Origin of the sequence: Cupriavidus sp. SZY C1, assembly GCF_032190535.1 — a bacterium.
GTDB classification, from domain to species: domain Bacteria; phylum Pseudomonadota; class Gammaproteobacteria; order Burkholderiales; family Burkholderiaceae; genus Cupriavidus; species Cupriavidus pauculus_C.
Window position 1 is genome coordinate 86,183 of the sequence record NZ_JAUANU010000014.1, and the last position, 13,939, is coordinate 100,121.

Annotated in this window: 14 protein-coding genes; 11 read left to right on the forward strand and 3 right to left on the reverse strand. The window is 68.4% G+C overall.

Annotation, left to right across the window (positions count from 1 at the left end; translation table 11 throughout):
• Window positions 1-232 precede the first annotated feature (232 nt).
• Window positions 233-397, forward strand: coding sequence for a hypothetical protein (locus QTN24_RS20250; RefSeq protein ID WP_172966155.1), 165 nt, complete (start codon window positions 233-235; stop codon window positions 395-397).
• A 61-nt stretch (window positions 398-458) separates the two neighbouring features.
• Here QTN24_RS20250 and cynS read toward each other — a convergent pair whose 3' ends face one another.
• Together cynS and QTN24_RS20260 are read right to left on the reverse strand one after the other, a co-directional pair.
• Window positions 459-902 (reverse strand): cyanase, encoded by a 444-nt coding sequence (gene cynS / locus QTN24_RS20255; protein WP_313839332.1) that lies wholly within the window; start codon window positions 900-902, stop codon window positions 459-461.
• Between the two features lie 63 nt (window positions 903-965).
• Complete coding sequence (locus tag QTN24_RS20260) at window positions 966-1,097, reverse strand: hypothetical protein (protein WP_313839334.1); 132 nt, start codon at window positions 1,095-1,097, stop codon at window positions 966-968.
• A gap of 450 nt (window positions 1,098-1,547) precedes the next feature.
• Between QTN24_RS20260 and QTN24_RS20265 the strand changes: the two genes are divergently transcribed.
• From QTN24_RS20265 to QTN24_RS20290, 6 genes are all read left to right on the forward strand, one after another.
• Window positions 1,548-1,673, forward strand: a complete 126-nt coding sequence (locus QTN24_RS20265) for a hypothetical protein (RefSeq protein WP_301337494.1) — start codon at window positions 1,548-1,550, stop codon at window positions 1,671-1,673.
• A gap of 56 nt (window positions 1,674-1,729) precedes the next feature.
• A complete protein-coding gene (locus tag QTN24_RS20270; RefSeq protein ID WP_124685823.1) occupies window positions 1,730-2,035 on the forward strand; it encodes a hypothetical protein in 306 nt (101 codons plus the stop codon).
• Between the two features lie 807 nt (window positions 2,036-2,842).
• Window positions 2,843-3,787 carry a helix-turn-helix transcriptional regulator gene (locus tag QTN24_RS20275; RefSeq protein ID WP_124685822.1) on the forward strand — a complete coding sequence of 315 codons (945 nt, stop codon included), beginning with the start codon at window positions 2,843-2,845 and terminating at the stop codon, window positions 3,785-3,787.
• Between the two features lie 181 nt (window positions 3,788-3,968).
• Window positions 3,969-5,177 carry a GDP-mannose 4,6-dehydratase gene (gmd, locus tag QTN24_RS20280; protein WP_124685821.1) on the forward strand — a complete coding sequence of 403 codons (1,209 nt, stop codon included), beginning with the start codon at window positions 3,969-3,971 and terminating at the stop codon, window positions 5,175-5,177.
• Complete coding sequence (locus QTN24_RS20285; RefSeq protein WP_313839336.1) at window positions 5,170-6,168, forward strand: GDP-L-fucose synthase; 999 nt, start codon at window positions 5,170-5,172, stop codon at window positions 6,166-6,168. The genes gmd and QTN24_RS20285 overlap by 8 nt, the downstream gene beginning before the upstream one ends.
• 10 nt (window positions 6,169-6,178) lie before the next feature.
• A complete protein-coding gene (locus QTN24_RS20290; protein WP_313839338.1) occupies window positions 6,179-7,618 on the forward strand; it encodes a hypothetical protein in 1,440 nt (479 codons plus the stop codon).
• Between the two features lie 199 nt (window positions 7,619-7,817).
• Here QTN24_RS20290 and QTN24_RS20295 read toward each other — a convergent pair whose 3' ends face one another.
• Entirely contained in the window at window positions 7,818-9,221 is a 1,404-nt protein-coding gene (locus QTN24_RS20295; RefSeq protein ID WP_313839340.1) for a hypothetical protein, read from the reverse strand.
• 285 nt (window positions 9,222-9,506) lie between these two features.
• Here QTN24_RS20295 and QTN24_RS20300 point away from each other — a divergent pair, with 285 nt between their 5' ends.
• The 4 genes from QTN24_RS20300 (at window position 9,507) to QTN24_RS20315 (ending at window position 13,863) form a co-directional block, all read left to right on the forward strand.
• Window positions 9,507-10,769, forward strand: a complete 1,263-nt coding sequence (locus tag QTN24_RS20300) for a glycosyltransferase WbuB (RefSeq protein WP_313839342.1) — start codon at window positions 9,507-9,509, stop codon at window positions 10,767-10,769.
• Window positions 10,770-10,872: 103 nt separating this feature from the next.
• Window positions 10,873-11,493 carry a putative colanic acid biosynthesis acetyltransferase gene (locus QTN24_RS20305; RefSeq protein ID WP_313839344.1) on the forward strand — a complete coding sequence of 207 codons (621 nt, stop codon included), beginning with the start codon at window positions 10,873-10,875 and terminating at the stop codon, window positions 11,491-11,493.
• A 37-nt stretch (window positions 11,494-11,530) separates the two neighbouring features.
• A complete protein-coding gene (locus QTN24_RS20310) occupies window positions 11,531-12,676 on the forward strand; it encodes a glycosyltransferase (protein ID WP_313839346.1) in 1,146 nt (381 codons plus the stop codon).
• On the forward strand, window positions 12,673-13,863 hold the full coding sequence (locus QTN24_RS20315) for a glycosyltransferase family 4 protein (protein ID WP_313839347.1): 1,191 nt from the start codon (window positions 12,673-12,675) through the stop codon (window positions 13,861-13,863). The genes QTN24_RS20310 and QTN24_RS20315 overlap by 4 nt, the downstream gene beginning before the upstream one ends.
• The last annotated feature ends 76 nt before the right edge of the window (window positions 13,864-13,939 follow it).

A 13,939-nucleotide genomic window follows, 5' to 3' on the forward strand; every position in this document is an offset into this window, starting at 1 on the left:
TCGGGCCCCGGGTGGCAGGGTCCGACAGCCCGCTTTTGTTGCGCCCGCGCCGCTATCGGTGCGATAGCGTACCGTCATTGATCCCCAAACTGAAACAGTCTTTTCAGCGTAAACCCGATGATCGAAGGCGCCGGGTTTCGTACGATGACTGCGTGGCGACAAACCCGTCGCGCAATCGACCCCCAGCAATGCGGCGGCCCGGCAGGCCGCCCCCGACCGAGTGAGAGTTATCGTGAACCCGCAGCACACCTCCCGCACCGACGACATGGCCACCCAGACCGAGGCCGATCTCGACATCCCGTTCGGCTCGCTCGAAGCCGCCGCCATGGCTGAACTGCCCTACACCTTCCGCCAGGCGGGCACATGCACGCGGTTCTACCAGGAATACTTCGGCTGACCCGCCGGCCGGGGCGGCCAGCCGGCTGCCCCGCTTCGTTCCAGTCGTTTCAGCACAACCCTCAGTACGTCTTGTAGGGCAGGAACTTGCCCGACATCTCGATGCGCACCCGGTCGCCGTTCGGATCGGCCTCGCGCTGCAGGTCCATGCGGAAGTCGATGGCGCTCATGATGCCGTCGCCGAATTCCTCGTGGATCAGCGCCTTGAACGTGGTGCCATAGACGCTGACCAGCTCGTAGAAGCGGTAGATCAGCGGGTCAGTGGGCACTTGCGTCGGCAGCGACCCCTTGTACGGCACCGTGCGCAGCCACGGCTCCGCTTCGGCCGGCAGGTCGAAGATTTCCATCACGGCGCGCGCGCCGGCCTCGTCGAACGTCATCTGGCCCAGGCAGGCCGCGGTCGTCCATTCCTTGCTCTTGCCCACCTTGTGGGCCACGTCGGCCCACGAGATGCCGCGCCTTACCTTGGCTTCGATGATCAGGTCCGTCACGTCGTCGCGATTCATGGTTAGTCTCTCCGGTCGGTCTTCAATGGAATCCCCGGGGGGCCGACGTGGCCGGCAGGCTGGCTAGGGTGACTGTGTCCGCTCGATGACCGCCACGGCATCGACGGGACCGCCGTCGAGGTGCGCACGCGCGAACTGGGGCACGGCGAAAGGGCTCAAGCCTTCCAGCGCCTGCAGTACCAGCACGATGAACATGACCGGCATGACGTCCTCCCTCAGGGAATACGGCGACAAGCATTGTGCAAGCTTCGTGCCATCGGCAACGCACCGCGACGGGGCGGCTGCGCCCGCATGCCACGTCTTCAAGCGTACCCGTTTCTGCGCACAACGTGGCACGGGGCGGCGGCGATGACAGGGATTGCCGGCAGGCGGGCGCCGCCGGATGCATGGCCGAACCTTTACGCCAGACATTTCCGATGTAACGCCACATTTCTTGCCGCTGACAGGTCAGAGATCGCCGGCGCGCCTGCGTCACATTCCCGGTGGGCCTTGTGGCATATGGGCTGGCGGGTGGCCGTCCAGCGCGGCGGCGGGCGGGTCGGCGCGCGCGCCCATGTGAGACAGCCTTACAAGTGCAACCGCGTTGGCGCGGTGTGCGCCGCTAGAGTGAAGCCGTGTTCAACGCGAACCGGATATGGAGTCCACATGAAACGCGCAATCGCCCTGGCCCTTCTGCTGGCCACCACCAGTGCCCTGCTGTCGGCCTGCATCGTGGTGCCCCCACGCGGTGGCCACTACCACCACGACTACTACCGCGGCGGCCGCTACTGAGCCGGCCACGGACCGAACATCGACATTCCGGCTGCCGCCGAATCAAGGAGAAACCCATGAAACGCCAGATCCTGCTTGCTGCAACCGTCCTTGCCACGGGCGGCATCTTCGGCCTGCTGTCGCCCGCCGCGCAGGCGCATGACGGCTACTACCGGAACGCGCCCCCGCCGCCGCGCCACGAGGTCCGGCCGGCGCCGCGCCCCGGAAAGGTATGGGTACCGGGCCACTACGACCGTGCGCGCGGCAACTACGCGTGGCGCGGCGGCTACTGGCAGGCGGAACGTCCGGGCCATCGCTACGTCCCGGATCGCTGGGTCCGCGGCCCGCACGGCTGGTACCAGCGCCCCGGCTACTGGCGATAAGGCGCCGACGGCAGGTCAGCGCTTGCTCCCGGCCGGGGGCACGCGCCGCGCGCATCGCAACAGGCAAAGGCGGGCCGGACCCACGGGCATGGGGACCGGCCCGCTGCCTTTTGCGGGCCCCGCCGGCCTCCTTCGGCGGTCGGTAGCAGGCCGGGCGACGACGACGGTACAACCCATTTTTCTTTCCTGCCGACGCACGACCCGGACGTCATCCTTTTGCACTAGTCCGCCAGAACCCCCACCAAGGTCGCACCCGTAAATACTGACACGCGGAATATTTTGAATCGGTTTCAGTAATGGGCCACCGCACACGATTTTCGTTAATGCCACACCCCCCATGCGGGTTAGTTTTTGATATTCGTCCGGCTATTTTCATTCGATTCGGTTGCATGCGTGAAACAACCGCCAGCCTAGCTGTATCAACCGTGTAACCCCCCTGCCGGTACCAACGACATGGCGTTGCAATTACTTCTCCAGCCAAATGCACGACCCGGTCAATGGATTAAGTGGGGGAACGCATTACACCGTGGCTTCCACCCCGATCAGCCTGCTTGCATTCGTTCCGACCAGCCCATAAGATGAATTTAAGTTTCGATTTAGGAGCGAGATTTTCTTTCGGGTTAGGGTACGGGTCATCCTTCCGGTCGCGCGGACAAGCCCATCTTACAAGCGGGCATCGACTGACACGGAAGCACGGGGTTGCAGCTGAAGCAGGCGGCGCATCAATTGGTGGCCGCAACGGCCAGCGGTGGACTTCCCTCACGCAAAGCGTCCCGCATCTCACCCATAAACGGGGAGTCAAGAAGAATGAACGCCTTGCTGATCGAGGAGCATCCGTTGCTCCGGCTCGGGCTGCTGCAGATGCTCGAAACCATCCAGGAATCCGGACACGTGCTGGCGCTGGCGCCGGCCGACATCAACCGCCTGGACGCACCACACCGAAACGCCGACCTGCTGGTCTTCGGCATGCCGGCCGACGAGGCCACCGGCTGGGAACAGCTGGAACAGGCACGCGAGCGGCTGGCGCCGCAACGCATCCTGCTGCTGGCCGATACCCTGCCCCTGCATGTGCCATCCGCCGACGCCGCGCGCGGCATCTGCGGCTGCCTGCCGAAATCGGCCTCGCTGGCGGTGATCGAGGCCGCCATCCGGCTGGCCATCTCCAGCGTGCAAGGGCTGATGTTCGCGGGCGAGGCCGTGGCCACGCCGGTGGCGTCGCGCTCGGCCATGCCGGCGGCCACGTCGCTGGCCTCGGCGGCCCCGCTGCCGCTGTCGGCGGCCATGCCGCAGGACCCGGCGTCGCCATCGGCCTGCGCCAGCGCCATGCGTGCCGCCGTGGCGGTGCGCGACCTGACCAGCCTGCGGCCCGGCCAGCCCATCGCGTCGACGTCCGCCCTGCCGGTGACGGCCATCCCGATGGCCGAGGAGGAGCCCAGCTACGACGAGGCGGAAATGCTCAAGATCACGCCGCGCCAGTATGAAGTGCTGGTGCTGCTGGCCCGGGGCTATCCGATCAAGACCGTCAGCCGCATGCTCAATATCTCGGTAGCCACCGTGAAGAGCCATGCCTGCACGCTCTACCAGCGCCTCAAGGTCCGCAACAAGGGCGAGGCCGTGTACGCGGCGCTGCAGCGCGGCGCCACGCTGGAATGGGTCAACGGCGACGAGCACGCCGCCCGCGACGGCGCCGCCCGCCGCGCGTTTGCCCGCCGCGACGATCCCACCTACGACGCCGGCATGCCGGTCGTCTGAGCCGCGCCAGCGGCCTTGCAGGACGCCATCGGGCGCCGCCTTTCCGGGCCGGCGCCCGATTTGCTTTTCGCACCTCATCCCATCCGGATGACGGGCACGCCCCACTGTGTGGGATAGCAGACAGTGGCCCCCCGGCACGCTCAATACAGTCATCCCCATCGGCAACCAACATGTGACGGCCATGGGCGCAATCGATCTGGACAAACTCGCAACCGACAAGGAACAGACGCCCGACCGGGCACCGTCGCCGCGCGGACGCAACGGGACAAGGCGCGCCTTGATCACGGGCATCACCGGGCAGGACGGGTCGTACCTGACGGAGTTCCTGCTGGCAAAGGGCTACGAGGTCCATGGCATCAAGCGGCGCAGCTCGCTGTTCAACACCGAGCGGATCGACCACCTGTACCAGGACCCGCAGGCCGACGACCGCCGGCTGATCCTGCACCATGGCGACATGACCGACACCGCAAGCCTGGTGCGCGTGGTGCAGCAGTCCCAGCCCGACGAGATCTACAACCTGGCCGCGCAGAGCCACGTGCAGGTGTCGTTCGAGGAGCCCGAGTACACCGCCAACACCGACGCGGTGGGCACGCTGCGCCTGCTGGAGGCGATGCGCATCCTGGGGCTGGAAAAGGACACGCGCTTCTACCAGGCGTCGACGTCCGAGCTGTACGGCCTGGTGCAGGAAATCCCGCAGAAGGAAACCACGCCGTTCTATCCGCGCAGCCCGTACGCCGCGGCCAAGCTCTACGCCTACTGGATCACGGTGAACTACCGCGAGGCCTATGGCATGTACGCGTGCAACGGCATCCTGTTCAACCACGAGAGCCCGGTGCGCGGCGAGACCTTCGTCACGCGCAAGATCACGCGCGCCATTGCCCGTATCGCGCTAGGCCTGCAGGAGACGCTGTACCTGGGCAACCTGTCCGCGCTGCGCGACTGGGGCCATGCCCGCGACTACGTGGAAATGCAGTGGCTCATGCTGCAGCAGAACGTGGCCGAGGACTTTGTCATCGCCACCGGCGAGCAGCACAGCGTGCGGGAATTCGTGGCCGCCGCCGCCCAGCGGCTGGGCATCACCGTGACGTTCGAGGGCAGCGGCGTGGACGAGGTGGGCATCATCTCCGAGATCCGTGCCGATGGCCGCCAGCTGTCGTCGCGCTGCAAGGTGGGCGACGTGATCGTGCGGGTGGACCCGCGCTACTTCCGCCCGACCGAGGTGGAAACGCTGCTCGGCGATGCCACCCGGGCGCGCGAGAAGCTGGGCTGGACGCCGCGCATCAGCTTCACGGAACTGGTCAACGAGATGATCGAGGCGGACTTCCTGTCGGCCCGCCGCGACGCGCTGGTCAAGATGGCAGGCTTCCGGACATACGACTACCATGAATAGACAACTACAACGCATCTTCGTCGCGGGTCATCGGGGCATGGTTGGCTCCGCCATTGCACGGGCACTCTCCACGCGCGACGACGTGGAACTGGTCTGCCGCACCCATGCCGACCTGGACCTGACGGACCAGCACGAAGTGCGCTACTTCTTTGCGACGGAGCGCATCTCGCAGGTCTACCTGGCCGCCGCGCGCGTGGGCGGCATCCACGCCAACGACACCTACCCGGCCGAGTTCATCCAGCAGAACCTGATGATCGCGGCCAACGTGATCCACGAAGCCTGGAACGGCGGCGTGCAGCGCCTGCTGTTCCTGGGGTCGAGCTGCATCTACCCGAAGCTGGCGCCGCAACCGATCCGCGAATCCGCCCTGCTGAGCGGCGCGCTGGAGCCCACCAACGCGCCCTACGCCATCGCCAAGATCGCCGGCATGATGCTCTGCGAGAGCTACAACCGCCAGTACGGGGCCGACTACCGCTGCGTGATGCCGACCAACCTCTACGGGCCGGGCGACAACTACCACCCCGAGAACAGCCACGTGATCCCGGCGCTGATCCGCCGCTTCCACGAGGCCAAGCTGGCCAACGCGCCCGACGTGACCATCTGGGGCTCGGGCACGCCGATGCGCGAATTCCTGTACGCCGACGACCTGGCGCGCGCCTGCGTCCACGTGATGAACCTGCCGTCGCAGACCTACCGGCAGCATGTCGGGGCGGCCGGCTTTCTCAACGTGGGCACCGACGAGGAAGTGTCGATCCGCGACCTGGCGCTGCTGGTGGCCAAGGTGGTGGGCTTCGAAGGCAGCATCCGCTTCGATACGTCGCGCCCGGACGGCACGCCGCGCAAGCGGCTGGACAGCAGCGTGATCAACGGCACGGGCTGGCGTCCGCTGGTGGCGCTGGAATCGGGCCTGCAGATCGCCTACCAGGACGCCATGTCCAGCGGGCGGCTGAGCCGGGACATCAAGCCGCACGCCGTGGAAACCCACGCGTAGGAGACCTACCATGCGACTGTCGGCCGGGTCCCTCTGGGACATGCTGCTGGCGGCATCACTGTTTGCGATCGTCGGGTACTGCCACGTCGTCTCGCATATCGATTCGCCGATGCTGCTGCTATCCACCGTGCTGCTGACCGCGACGGTCGTCATGCACTGGTTCGTGCACGGGCGCGAACGGCATCCGTCGCTGGCGGATGCCGGGGTGCTGCTGTTCGAGATCCTGTTCCTGGTGGTGGCGCCGGTGGTGCAGCGCGCCTACTTCGACGGCGTGATGGTGAACACCGCCACGCTGGAAGAGGCGCCCGCCGTGGCCACCAACCTGCTGTGCACGCTGTTCATCATGGTCTACGTGGGCATGCGCGGCTACATTGGCCGGCATGACCGCCACCGGCCACCGAACCGACGCCCCCACGCCGCCCCGCCCCGCCCCGCGCCACGGCTGACCGTGCCGCGGGCATTTGTCATGGTGGGCATCGCGGGGCTGGCCGCCGCGCTGTCGTGGCAGTCGATCGACCTGCGCGCGCAGGCCGAGATCATCGAGGTCACGCCGCAGTACCTGCTGCAGCAGAAGTACCTGTGCTTCCTGCCGGTGCCGATGCTGCTGATGCTGGTCAACGTCAAGGGCATGAAGCTGCTGCGCCAGCCGTTCTGGCTGATGGTGGCGCTGTTCCTGCTGGTCTGCGTGCTGTTTGCGCAGAACCCGCTGATCGAGAAGCGCAACGCCATCGGCCCGGTCTACCTGACGCTGGTGCTGCTGATGGTGCCCTGGTTCTCGCGCACGTCGCGCCGCCAGGCCGCCACGCTGCTGCTGATGACGGGCGTGTTCTTTCCGCTGCTGTCGGTCTTCACGCACGTGGACCTGACCGCCTGGCACCCCACCGACGTGCTTGACCCCTGGCTCTACTTCGAGCACTTCCTGGACCTGCACTACGACGCGTGGGCCAACATCTGCACGGTGCTGGAGATGGTCAGCCGCGACGGCGCGCACTACGGCCAGCAGCTGATGGGCAGCCTGCTGTTCTTCGTGCCGCACACGCTGTGGGAGAACAAGCCGCACGCCACGGGCATCGACATCGGCCAGTTCCTGATGGCCTACTACAAGCTCGATTTCGACAACCTGTCGGCGCCGCTGATCGCGGAAGCCTATATCGACTTCCTCGTGCCCGGCGTGATCGCCTATGCGGTGGCGCTGGCCTGGGTGGTACGCCTGCTGGACCGCCTGTTCCACGGCGATAACCCGGTGGCCCGGCCCGCCAGCATCTACTTCTCGCTGTTCCTGATCTTTGCCCTGCGGGGCGCGCTGATGATCGCCATGGCCTACGGCAGCGGCGCGGCCATGGCCTTCCTGACCGTCGCGTGGTTCGTGCGCGGCAAGCGCAGCCGCCACGCCCGCCGCGCGCCGGCGGCACCGCCGCTGCGTCCCGCCCCGGCCCGGCCCGCGCACTAGACCGCCGCGCGAATATCCCCGCCACGACAACGCCCCGCTTGCCGCACGGCAAGCGGGGCGTTCTGCTTTGGGGACCGGAAAAGGGAATCGGATGGGATGCCGGACGGCAAGGCTGGCGCTGCGGACGTGGATCGGGGGAAGGGCCGGGCCGTTGCCCCGCCCCCTTCGTTGCGGGGCGCCGGGGCGCCGGGCAGGCCCGCTAGTGGCTGCCCGCCAGCGCGCCGCGCCGGATCAGGCCCAGCGCGCGCGTCGGCATCATCCAGAGCGCGGTGACCGCATTGGCCGCGATCAGCGCCACGACGATGTTCGGGAAGTTGACCGCGTGGGCCAGGTAGAGCACCACGCAGCCGACCGTGGCGGCCAGGAACTCCATCGTGCCGATATTGCCCAGGCTGCCGAACGCCTGCCCGCCCATCAGCACCGGCGCGCTGGCCTGCGACGTGACCAGCACGGCAAAGTAGACCGCGCACAGCGTGGCCAGGCCGTTGGAGATCGGGTACTCGCCGGCCGTCCACAGCGCCACCGCCGCGCCGCCCGCCACGGTGGCCACGGCCACCGCCATCAGCCCGTAGGCCACGTAGCACGTGGCGAGCTTGCGGTACGTCCGCGACACCCACGGCCAGTCGCCGGCCAGCATGTTGCGGTGGATGATGGGCCAGAGCGGCTGGTTGATCATGAACACCAGGCTGTGCAGCAGCATGTTGGCGCGGAACAGCAGCGCCAGCAGCGCCGCGTCGCGCGGCATGCCCATCTCGTAGCACAGCAGCACCGTGCCCTGCTGCAGGAACGCCACGGCAAGCTGCGCCTGCACCAGCGCGCGCGTGTTGCGTGCCAGTTCGCGCGCGAACGCCATGCCCGGGAATGCATGCGGGCGGCCCACGCGCATCAGCACGCCGGCCATGTTGAACACGCGCAGCAGGATGAACCCGAGCTGGCTGGCGATGAACAGCAGCGTCACGTCCACGTGCGCCTGGCCCTCCGGCCGCGCAAACGTCACCAGCAGGATGAACACCACGTTCAGCACGCTGCCGCCGGCCGTGATCAGGTTGTTCACGTGCTGGCGGTGCTGGCCCTGGTTCACGGCCTCGCCCACGGACAGCACGGTCAGCATCGCGTAGCAGACCAGCGCGGCCAGGAACAGGTCGTAGTGGCTGGCCGAGAACAGGTTCACGCCGCTCGACTCCAGCACCGGACGCAGCACCAGCACCAGCACGATCACCGAGACGAAGATCGCCGACAGCCCGCCCAGCGACACCGCCAGCACGCCGGGCAGCAGGCCGGACTTCTTGTCGTCGGCCGCGATCGACGTGATGGTCGGCCAGACCCCGATCGCCACCAGCGACAGCCAGGCCGAGATGCCGAAGTAGACCATCATCGCGCTGAAGTCGTCGGTGGACAGCACGCGCGCGAACAGCGGAATGCTGACCACCTGCAGGCCGATGCTGCACGCCTTGGACACCATCGAGCTGGCCACGGCCAGCCGCAGCGCGCGGGTGGCCTGGCTGGCGCGTTCCGCCGCGCCGTGGTCCTGCGTCCCAAACCCCGCCGGCGCCATGGCCACCTCGGTATCGCTGCCGAGCAGCCCGCCTTTTGTCGTTGTCACGCACGCCTCCAGAAATGCCGTTGCAAGCCGGGCCGCGCGCCCCATGGCGCACACGGCCGGGGGCCGCCGCAACGAAGGGACGTCCCGCCGTAGTGGAGCGTAGGCGCGTACCGCCCCGATCTCTGTTCGGTGCCCCACAGGATGGTGCACAGCGGCAAAGCGTGCGGCCTCGAACATAGCGCCGGCCCGGGCGTTCGTAGACTCCGTCTGAGGCTGACCGCGTGCGCGGCGGCCCACGCCGTGCCCCGAACATCCGCCAGACCGGCGCCAGGACGGAACAACAAGATGAAGATCCTGCTTTATTGCCTCAACTATGCGCCCGAACTCACCGGCATCGGCAAGTACACCGGCGAGCAGGCGGAATGGCTGGCCGCCAAGGGCTATGACGTGCGCGTGATTACCGCGCCGCCGTACTACCCGGCCTGGAAGGTCGACCCGGCCTACCGCGGCCTGCGCTTCCGGCGCGAGATGCGCAACGGCGTGGACGTCATGCGCGCGCCGCTGTGGGTGCCGGAGCGCCCCACCGGGCTGCGCCGCATCATCCACCTGGCGTCGTTCGCGCTGACCAGCATGGTCTGGCTGGCGCGGCAGGTGAAATGGCGCCCGGACGTGGTGTTCATCGTCGAGCCGCCGCTGTTCTGCAGCCCGGCCGCGCTGCTGTTCGCGCGCGCGACCGGTGCCAAGGCGTGGCTGCACATCCATGACTACGAGATCGACGCCGCGTTCGAGCTGGGCCTGCTCAAGGGCCGCTTGCTGCGCCGCATGGCCAATGCGCTGGAGCGCTTCGTGCTGACGCGCTTCGACCATGTCTCGTCGATCTCCAACGCGATGGTGGCGCTGGCCCGCCGCAAGGGTGCCAGCGACGCCCACCTGACCATGCTGCCGAACTGGGTGGACCTGCAGGGCCTGGCCCGGCGCAGCAACGCCGACTACCGCCAGCAGCTTGGCATCCCGGCCGATGCGGTCGTGGCGCTGTACTCGGGCACGATCGGCGCCAAGCAGGGCATCGAGATCCTGGCCGAGGCCGCGCACCGGCTGCGCGACCGTCAGGACCTGCATTTCGTGTTCTGCGGCGCCGGCGCCGGCGTGCCGGACCTGCGCGCGCGCTGCGCGGGCCTGTCGCGCATCCATTTCCTGCCGCTGCAGCCGTGGGAGGATTTCTCGGCGCTGCTGGCCAGTGCCGACATCCACCTGATGCCCCAGCGCGCCGACGCGGCCGACCTGGTCCTGCCGTCCAAGCTCGCAGCCATGCTGGCCAGCGGCAAGCCCGTGGTGGCCACGGCGGCGCCAGCCACCGAGCTGGGCAAGCTCGTCATGCAGTGCGGCATCGTGGTGGCGCCCGGCGACAGCGCCGCGCTGGCCGACGCCATCGTGGAACTGGCCGACGATCCGCAGCGCGGCCACGCGCTCGGCGCCGCCGGCAAGGCATGGGCCGAAGGCCACCTGGACCGCGACGCCGTGCTGGGCACCTTCGAGGCCACGCTGATCCGGCTGCACGCGGAGACGCCGCTCAGCGCGCCGGCCACGGCCGACTACGCGGGCGACTAGCGCGCCGTCCGCACGTTTGTGGGCTGCCGTACGGTCGATGCGGCAATGCAGCGTCACGATCAGGGTATCGCCCCCCGGCCTGGCCGGTTGAAGGAGCCGCAACATGTTCCAGGATCTGTCGAGCTTCAGGATGCCGCCGAACTTCCGCGGCCGGTCCGCCGTGGCCGTGCAGCTCTGGTGGTGCGTCCAGAGCCTGCTCTTCCACCGCTCGCCGCAGTTTGCCAACGGCTTCCGGCGCTGGCTGCTGCGCTGCTTTGGCGCGCAGGTGGGCCGCCACGTGGTCATCCGCCCCAGCGTGCGCGTGACCTACCCGTGGAAGGTACGCATCGGCGACTACGCGTGGATTGGCGACGGCGCCGAGCTGTACAGCCTGGCCGAGATCGAGATCGGCAACCATGCCGTGGTGTCCCAGTTCACCTACCTGTGCGCGGGCGACCATGATTACCGCCGCAGCGACTTTGCCATCCGCGGCCGTCCCATCCGCATCGGCGACGAAGCCTGGGTGGCCAGCCACTCGTTCGTGGCGCCCGGCGTCACGATCGGCCCCGGCGCCGTGATCGGTGCCCGCAGCGCGGTGTTCCGCGACATGCCTGCCGGCATGGTCTGCATGGGCAGCCCCTGCCGCCCGCTGCGCCCCCGACTCGACGATGCCGCGCCGCACGCCGCACCGTCGCCGCTTTCCGCCCGAGCACCGCTCGACGTGGATGTCCTCCACGCCAACTAGACGGCCGCCGGGCCCTTTCGCAGCCCAGGGACTGACGATGATCGACATCTACCACAACATGCTATGGCCCAAGTACAAGGGTGCCGTCTTCACCGAAGCGTTCTCGCACGCCCGCGGCCACGGGCAGGACGTGCGCTTTTTCCACATCTCCGCCACCGGCTACGGGCGCTCCGCGTACAGCGGCGTGGACACCAGCTACCACCGCTATCCGTACCAGATCCTGTTCGACGCGCCCTACGAGACCATTCCCGCGTGGAAGGTGTCGCTGCGGCTGATGCAGCAGGTGTTCCGCTCGCGCAGCCGGCTGATCGTGATGCCGGGCTACCACCGCGTGGAGTTCTGGGCCATGCTGGCCGCCTGCATGCTGACCGGCAAGCGCCGCGGCGTGTTTTGCGACTCCACCATGCGCGACCAGGCCGACCGCCCGTTCAAGCGGCGGCTCAAGCGCTTCTTCTTCCGCCAGTGCGACGGCATCTTCGTCTACGGCCAGCGCTCGGCCGAGTACGTGATCGCCATGGGCGCGGACCCAGCGCGCATCGTCTATCGCTGCCAGGCGGCGGCGCTGCCGCACACGTACAGCGCGCAGACGGCCGCCAGCATGCGGCTGGCCAATGCCGCGCCGCCCGACGCGCCGCGCTACCTGTTCGTCGGGCTGGTGTGCCGCGCCAAGGGCATCGAGGACTTGCTGCGCGCCTTCGTCGACGTGCGCCGGCAGCAGCCGTCGGCCACGCTGGTGCTGGCCGGGCCGCTGGTGGAATCCGAGCAGCTGCCGCAACTGGCCGAATCGCTGGGCCTGGGCGGCGCGGTGCAATTTCTGGGTGCGATGGATATCGACCAGCTCGCGCAGCAGTACGCCAGGGCGACCTGTCTGGTGCTGCCGAGCCACACCGAGGCGTGGGGGCTGGTGGTAAACGAGGCGCTCAGCTACGGCTGCCCCATCGTGGCCAGCGACTGCTGTGGCTGCATTCCCGAACTGGTGCAGGAAGGCGTCACGGGCCACACGTTCGCCACGCGCGACGTGGCGGACCTGACCCGCGCGCTGTTGCAGGCCAGACAGACCTTTGCCGACGTCGGCGCCACGATGCAGCATTGCCTTGACGTGGCCGCCCAGTACACGCCCGCGTGTGCCGGCCGGTCGATCATGGAAGGCTGCCTGAAGATTCTTGAGGACGCACGAGCATGACCGTACCCAGCGCTTTCGGCCCCATCGCCAAGCAGCCCGCCGACAGCGGCTCGCCCGCCGCGCCGCTGCACCGCCACGAAACCGCCGGCACGCCGGCGGCGCTGGCGCGGCCGGTGGTGTTCCTGGGGCCGCTGCCCCCGCCGCACAACGGTTTCTCGGCATCGAACCAGCGCATGCTGGACCGCATCCGCGAACGCGCGCCCGTGGTGGTGCTGGACGTGGCCCGGCGCACGTCGGGCCGGCTGGCCGGGGTGCAGGCGCTGGCCAACCGTGCGCGCCAGCTCTGGCGCATGGGCCGGCTGCTGGCCAAGGACCGGCCGCACACGCTGTATCTGGGCCTGTCCGGCGGCTTCGGGCAACTGCTCGATGCACCGTTCGTGGCGCTGGCGCACCGCGCCGGCATGGCGGTCTACTTCCATCACCACAGCTTCGCCTACATCAACCAGCCCACGTGGTACACGCGGCTGATCATGCGTTGCGCGCCGCGCGGCCGGCACCTGGTGCTGTGCGAGCTGATGGGCGCCGAGCTGTCGCGCATCTACGGGCTGGCGCCGGCCAACGTGCAGGTGCTGTCGAACCTGAGCCTGATCGACCTGCCAGGCACGGCGCCGGCGGACAAGACCCCGCCCCGCGCATCGGTCAACGTCGGCTTCCTGTCGAACATCACGGCGGCCAAGGGCATCTTCACGTTCTTCGAGACGGTGCGGCTGGCGCAGGAGATCGGCATCCCGGTCTGCGCGCGCATTGCCGGGCCGGTTGCGGCCGACATCCGCGCCCGCTTCGACGCCGAACTGGCGCGCACGCCGTGCGTGCGCTACCTAGGGCCTGTGCACGGCCAGCAGAAGGAGGATTTCTTCCGCGACATCGACGTGCTGTTGTTTCCCACCACCTACCACAACGAGGCCGCGCCGCTGATCCTGCTGGAAGCCCACAGCCACGGCGTGCCGACCATCGCCCATGACCGCGGCTGCATCGGCTCGATGATCGACGCGCGCAACGGCGTGCTGGTGCCGCGCGACGCCGACTTTGCCGAGTACGCGATTGCCTGGCTGCGCAACCGGACGTCGCCCGACGGGCTGGCCGACGACCAGAAGGCGGCGCTGCTGGATCACTTCCGGGCCGAGCGCCGCCGCATGGAAGCGGTGCTGGACCGCACCGTGGCGGCCATCGCCGGCACCGGCGGCTGACGCCGGCATGAAGCACACCGGCGGCCCTGGGCCGCCGGCTGATGCCTTCCGCACGCCGGCCCCGCCGGCCTGCCCC

Bases quoted from the DNA above. Each gene is read 5' to 3' on its own strand.
- QTN24_RS20265 (WP_301337494.1), top strand. From the start codon at position 1,548: ATGAAACGCGCAATCGCCCTGGCCCTTCTGCTGGCCACCACCAGTGCC.
- gmd (WP_124685821.1), top strand. From the start codon at position 3,969: ATGGGCGCAATCGATCTGGACAAACTCGCAACCGACAAGGAACAGACG.
- QTN24_RS20300 (WP_313839342.1), top strand. From the start codon at position 9,507: ATGAAGATCCTGCTTTATTGCCTCAACTATGCGCCCGAACTCACCGGC.
- QTN24_RS20285 (WP_313839336.1), top strand. From the start codon at position 5,170: ATGAATAGACAACTACAACGCATCTTCGTCGCGGGTCATCGGGGCATG.
- QTN24_RS20315 (WP_313839347.1), top strand. From the start codon at position 12,673: ATGACCGTACCCAGCGCTTTCGGCCCCATCGCCAAGCAGCCCGCCGAC.
- cynS (WP_313839332.1), bottom strand. From the start codon at position 902: ATGAATCGCGACGACGTGACGGACCTGATCATCGAAGCCAAGGTAAGG.
- QTN24_RS20305 (WP_313839344.1), top strand. From the start codon at position 10,873: ATGTTCCAGGATCTGTCGAGCTTCAGGATGCCGCCGAACTTCCGCGGC.
- QTN24_RS20290 (WP_313839338.1), top strand. From the start codon at position 6,179: ATGCGACTGTCGGCCGGGTCCCTCTGGGACATGCTGCTGGCGGCATCA.
- QTN24_RS20270 (WP_124685823.1), top strand. From the start codon at position 1,730: ATGAAACGCCAGATCCTGCTTGCTGCAACCGTCCTTGCCACGGGCGGC.
- QTN24_RS20310 (WP_313839346.1), top strand. From the start codon at position 11,531: ATGATCGACATCTACCACAACATGCTATGGCCCAAGTACAAGGGTGCC.
- QTN24_RS20260 (WP_313839334.1), bottom strand. From the start codon at position 1,097: ATGTTCATCGTGCTGGTACTGCAGGCGCTGGAAGGCTTGAGCCCTTTC.
- QTN24_RS20275 (WP_124685822.1), top strand. From the start codon at position 2,843: ATGAACGCCTTGCTGATCGAGGAGCATCCGTTGCTCCGGCTCGGGCTG.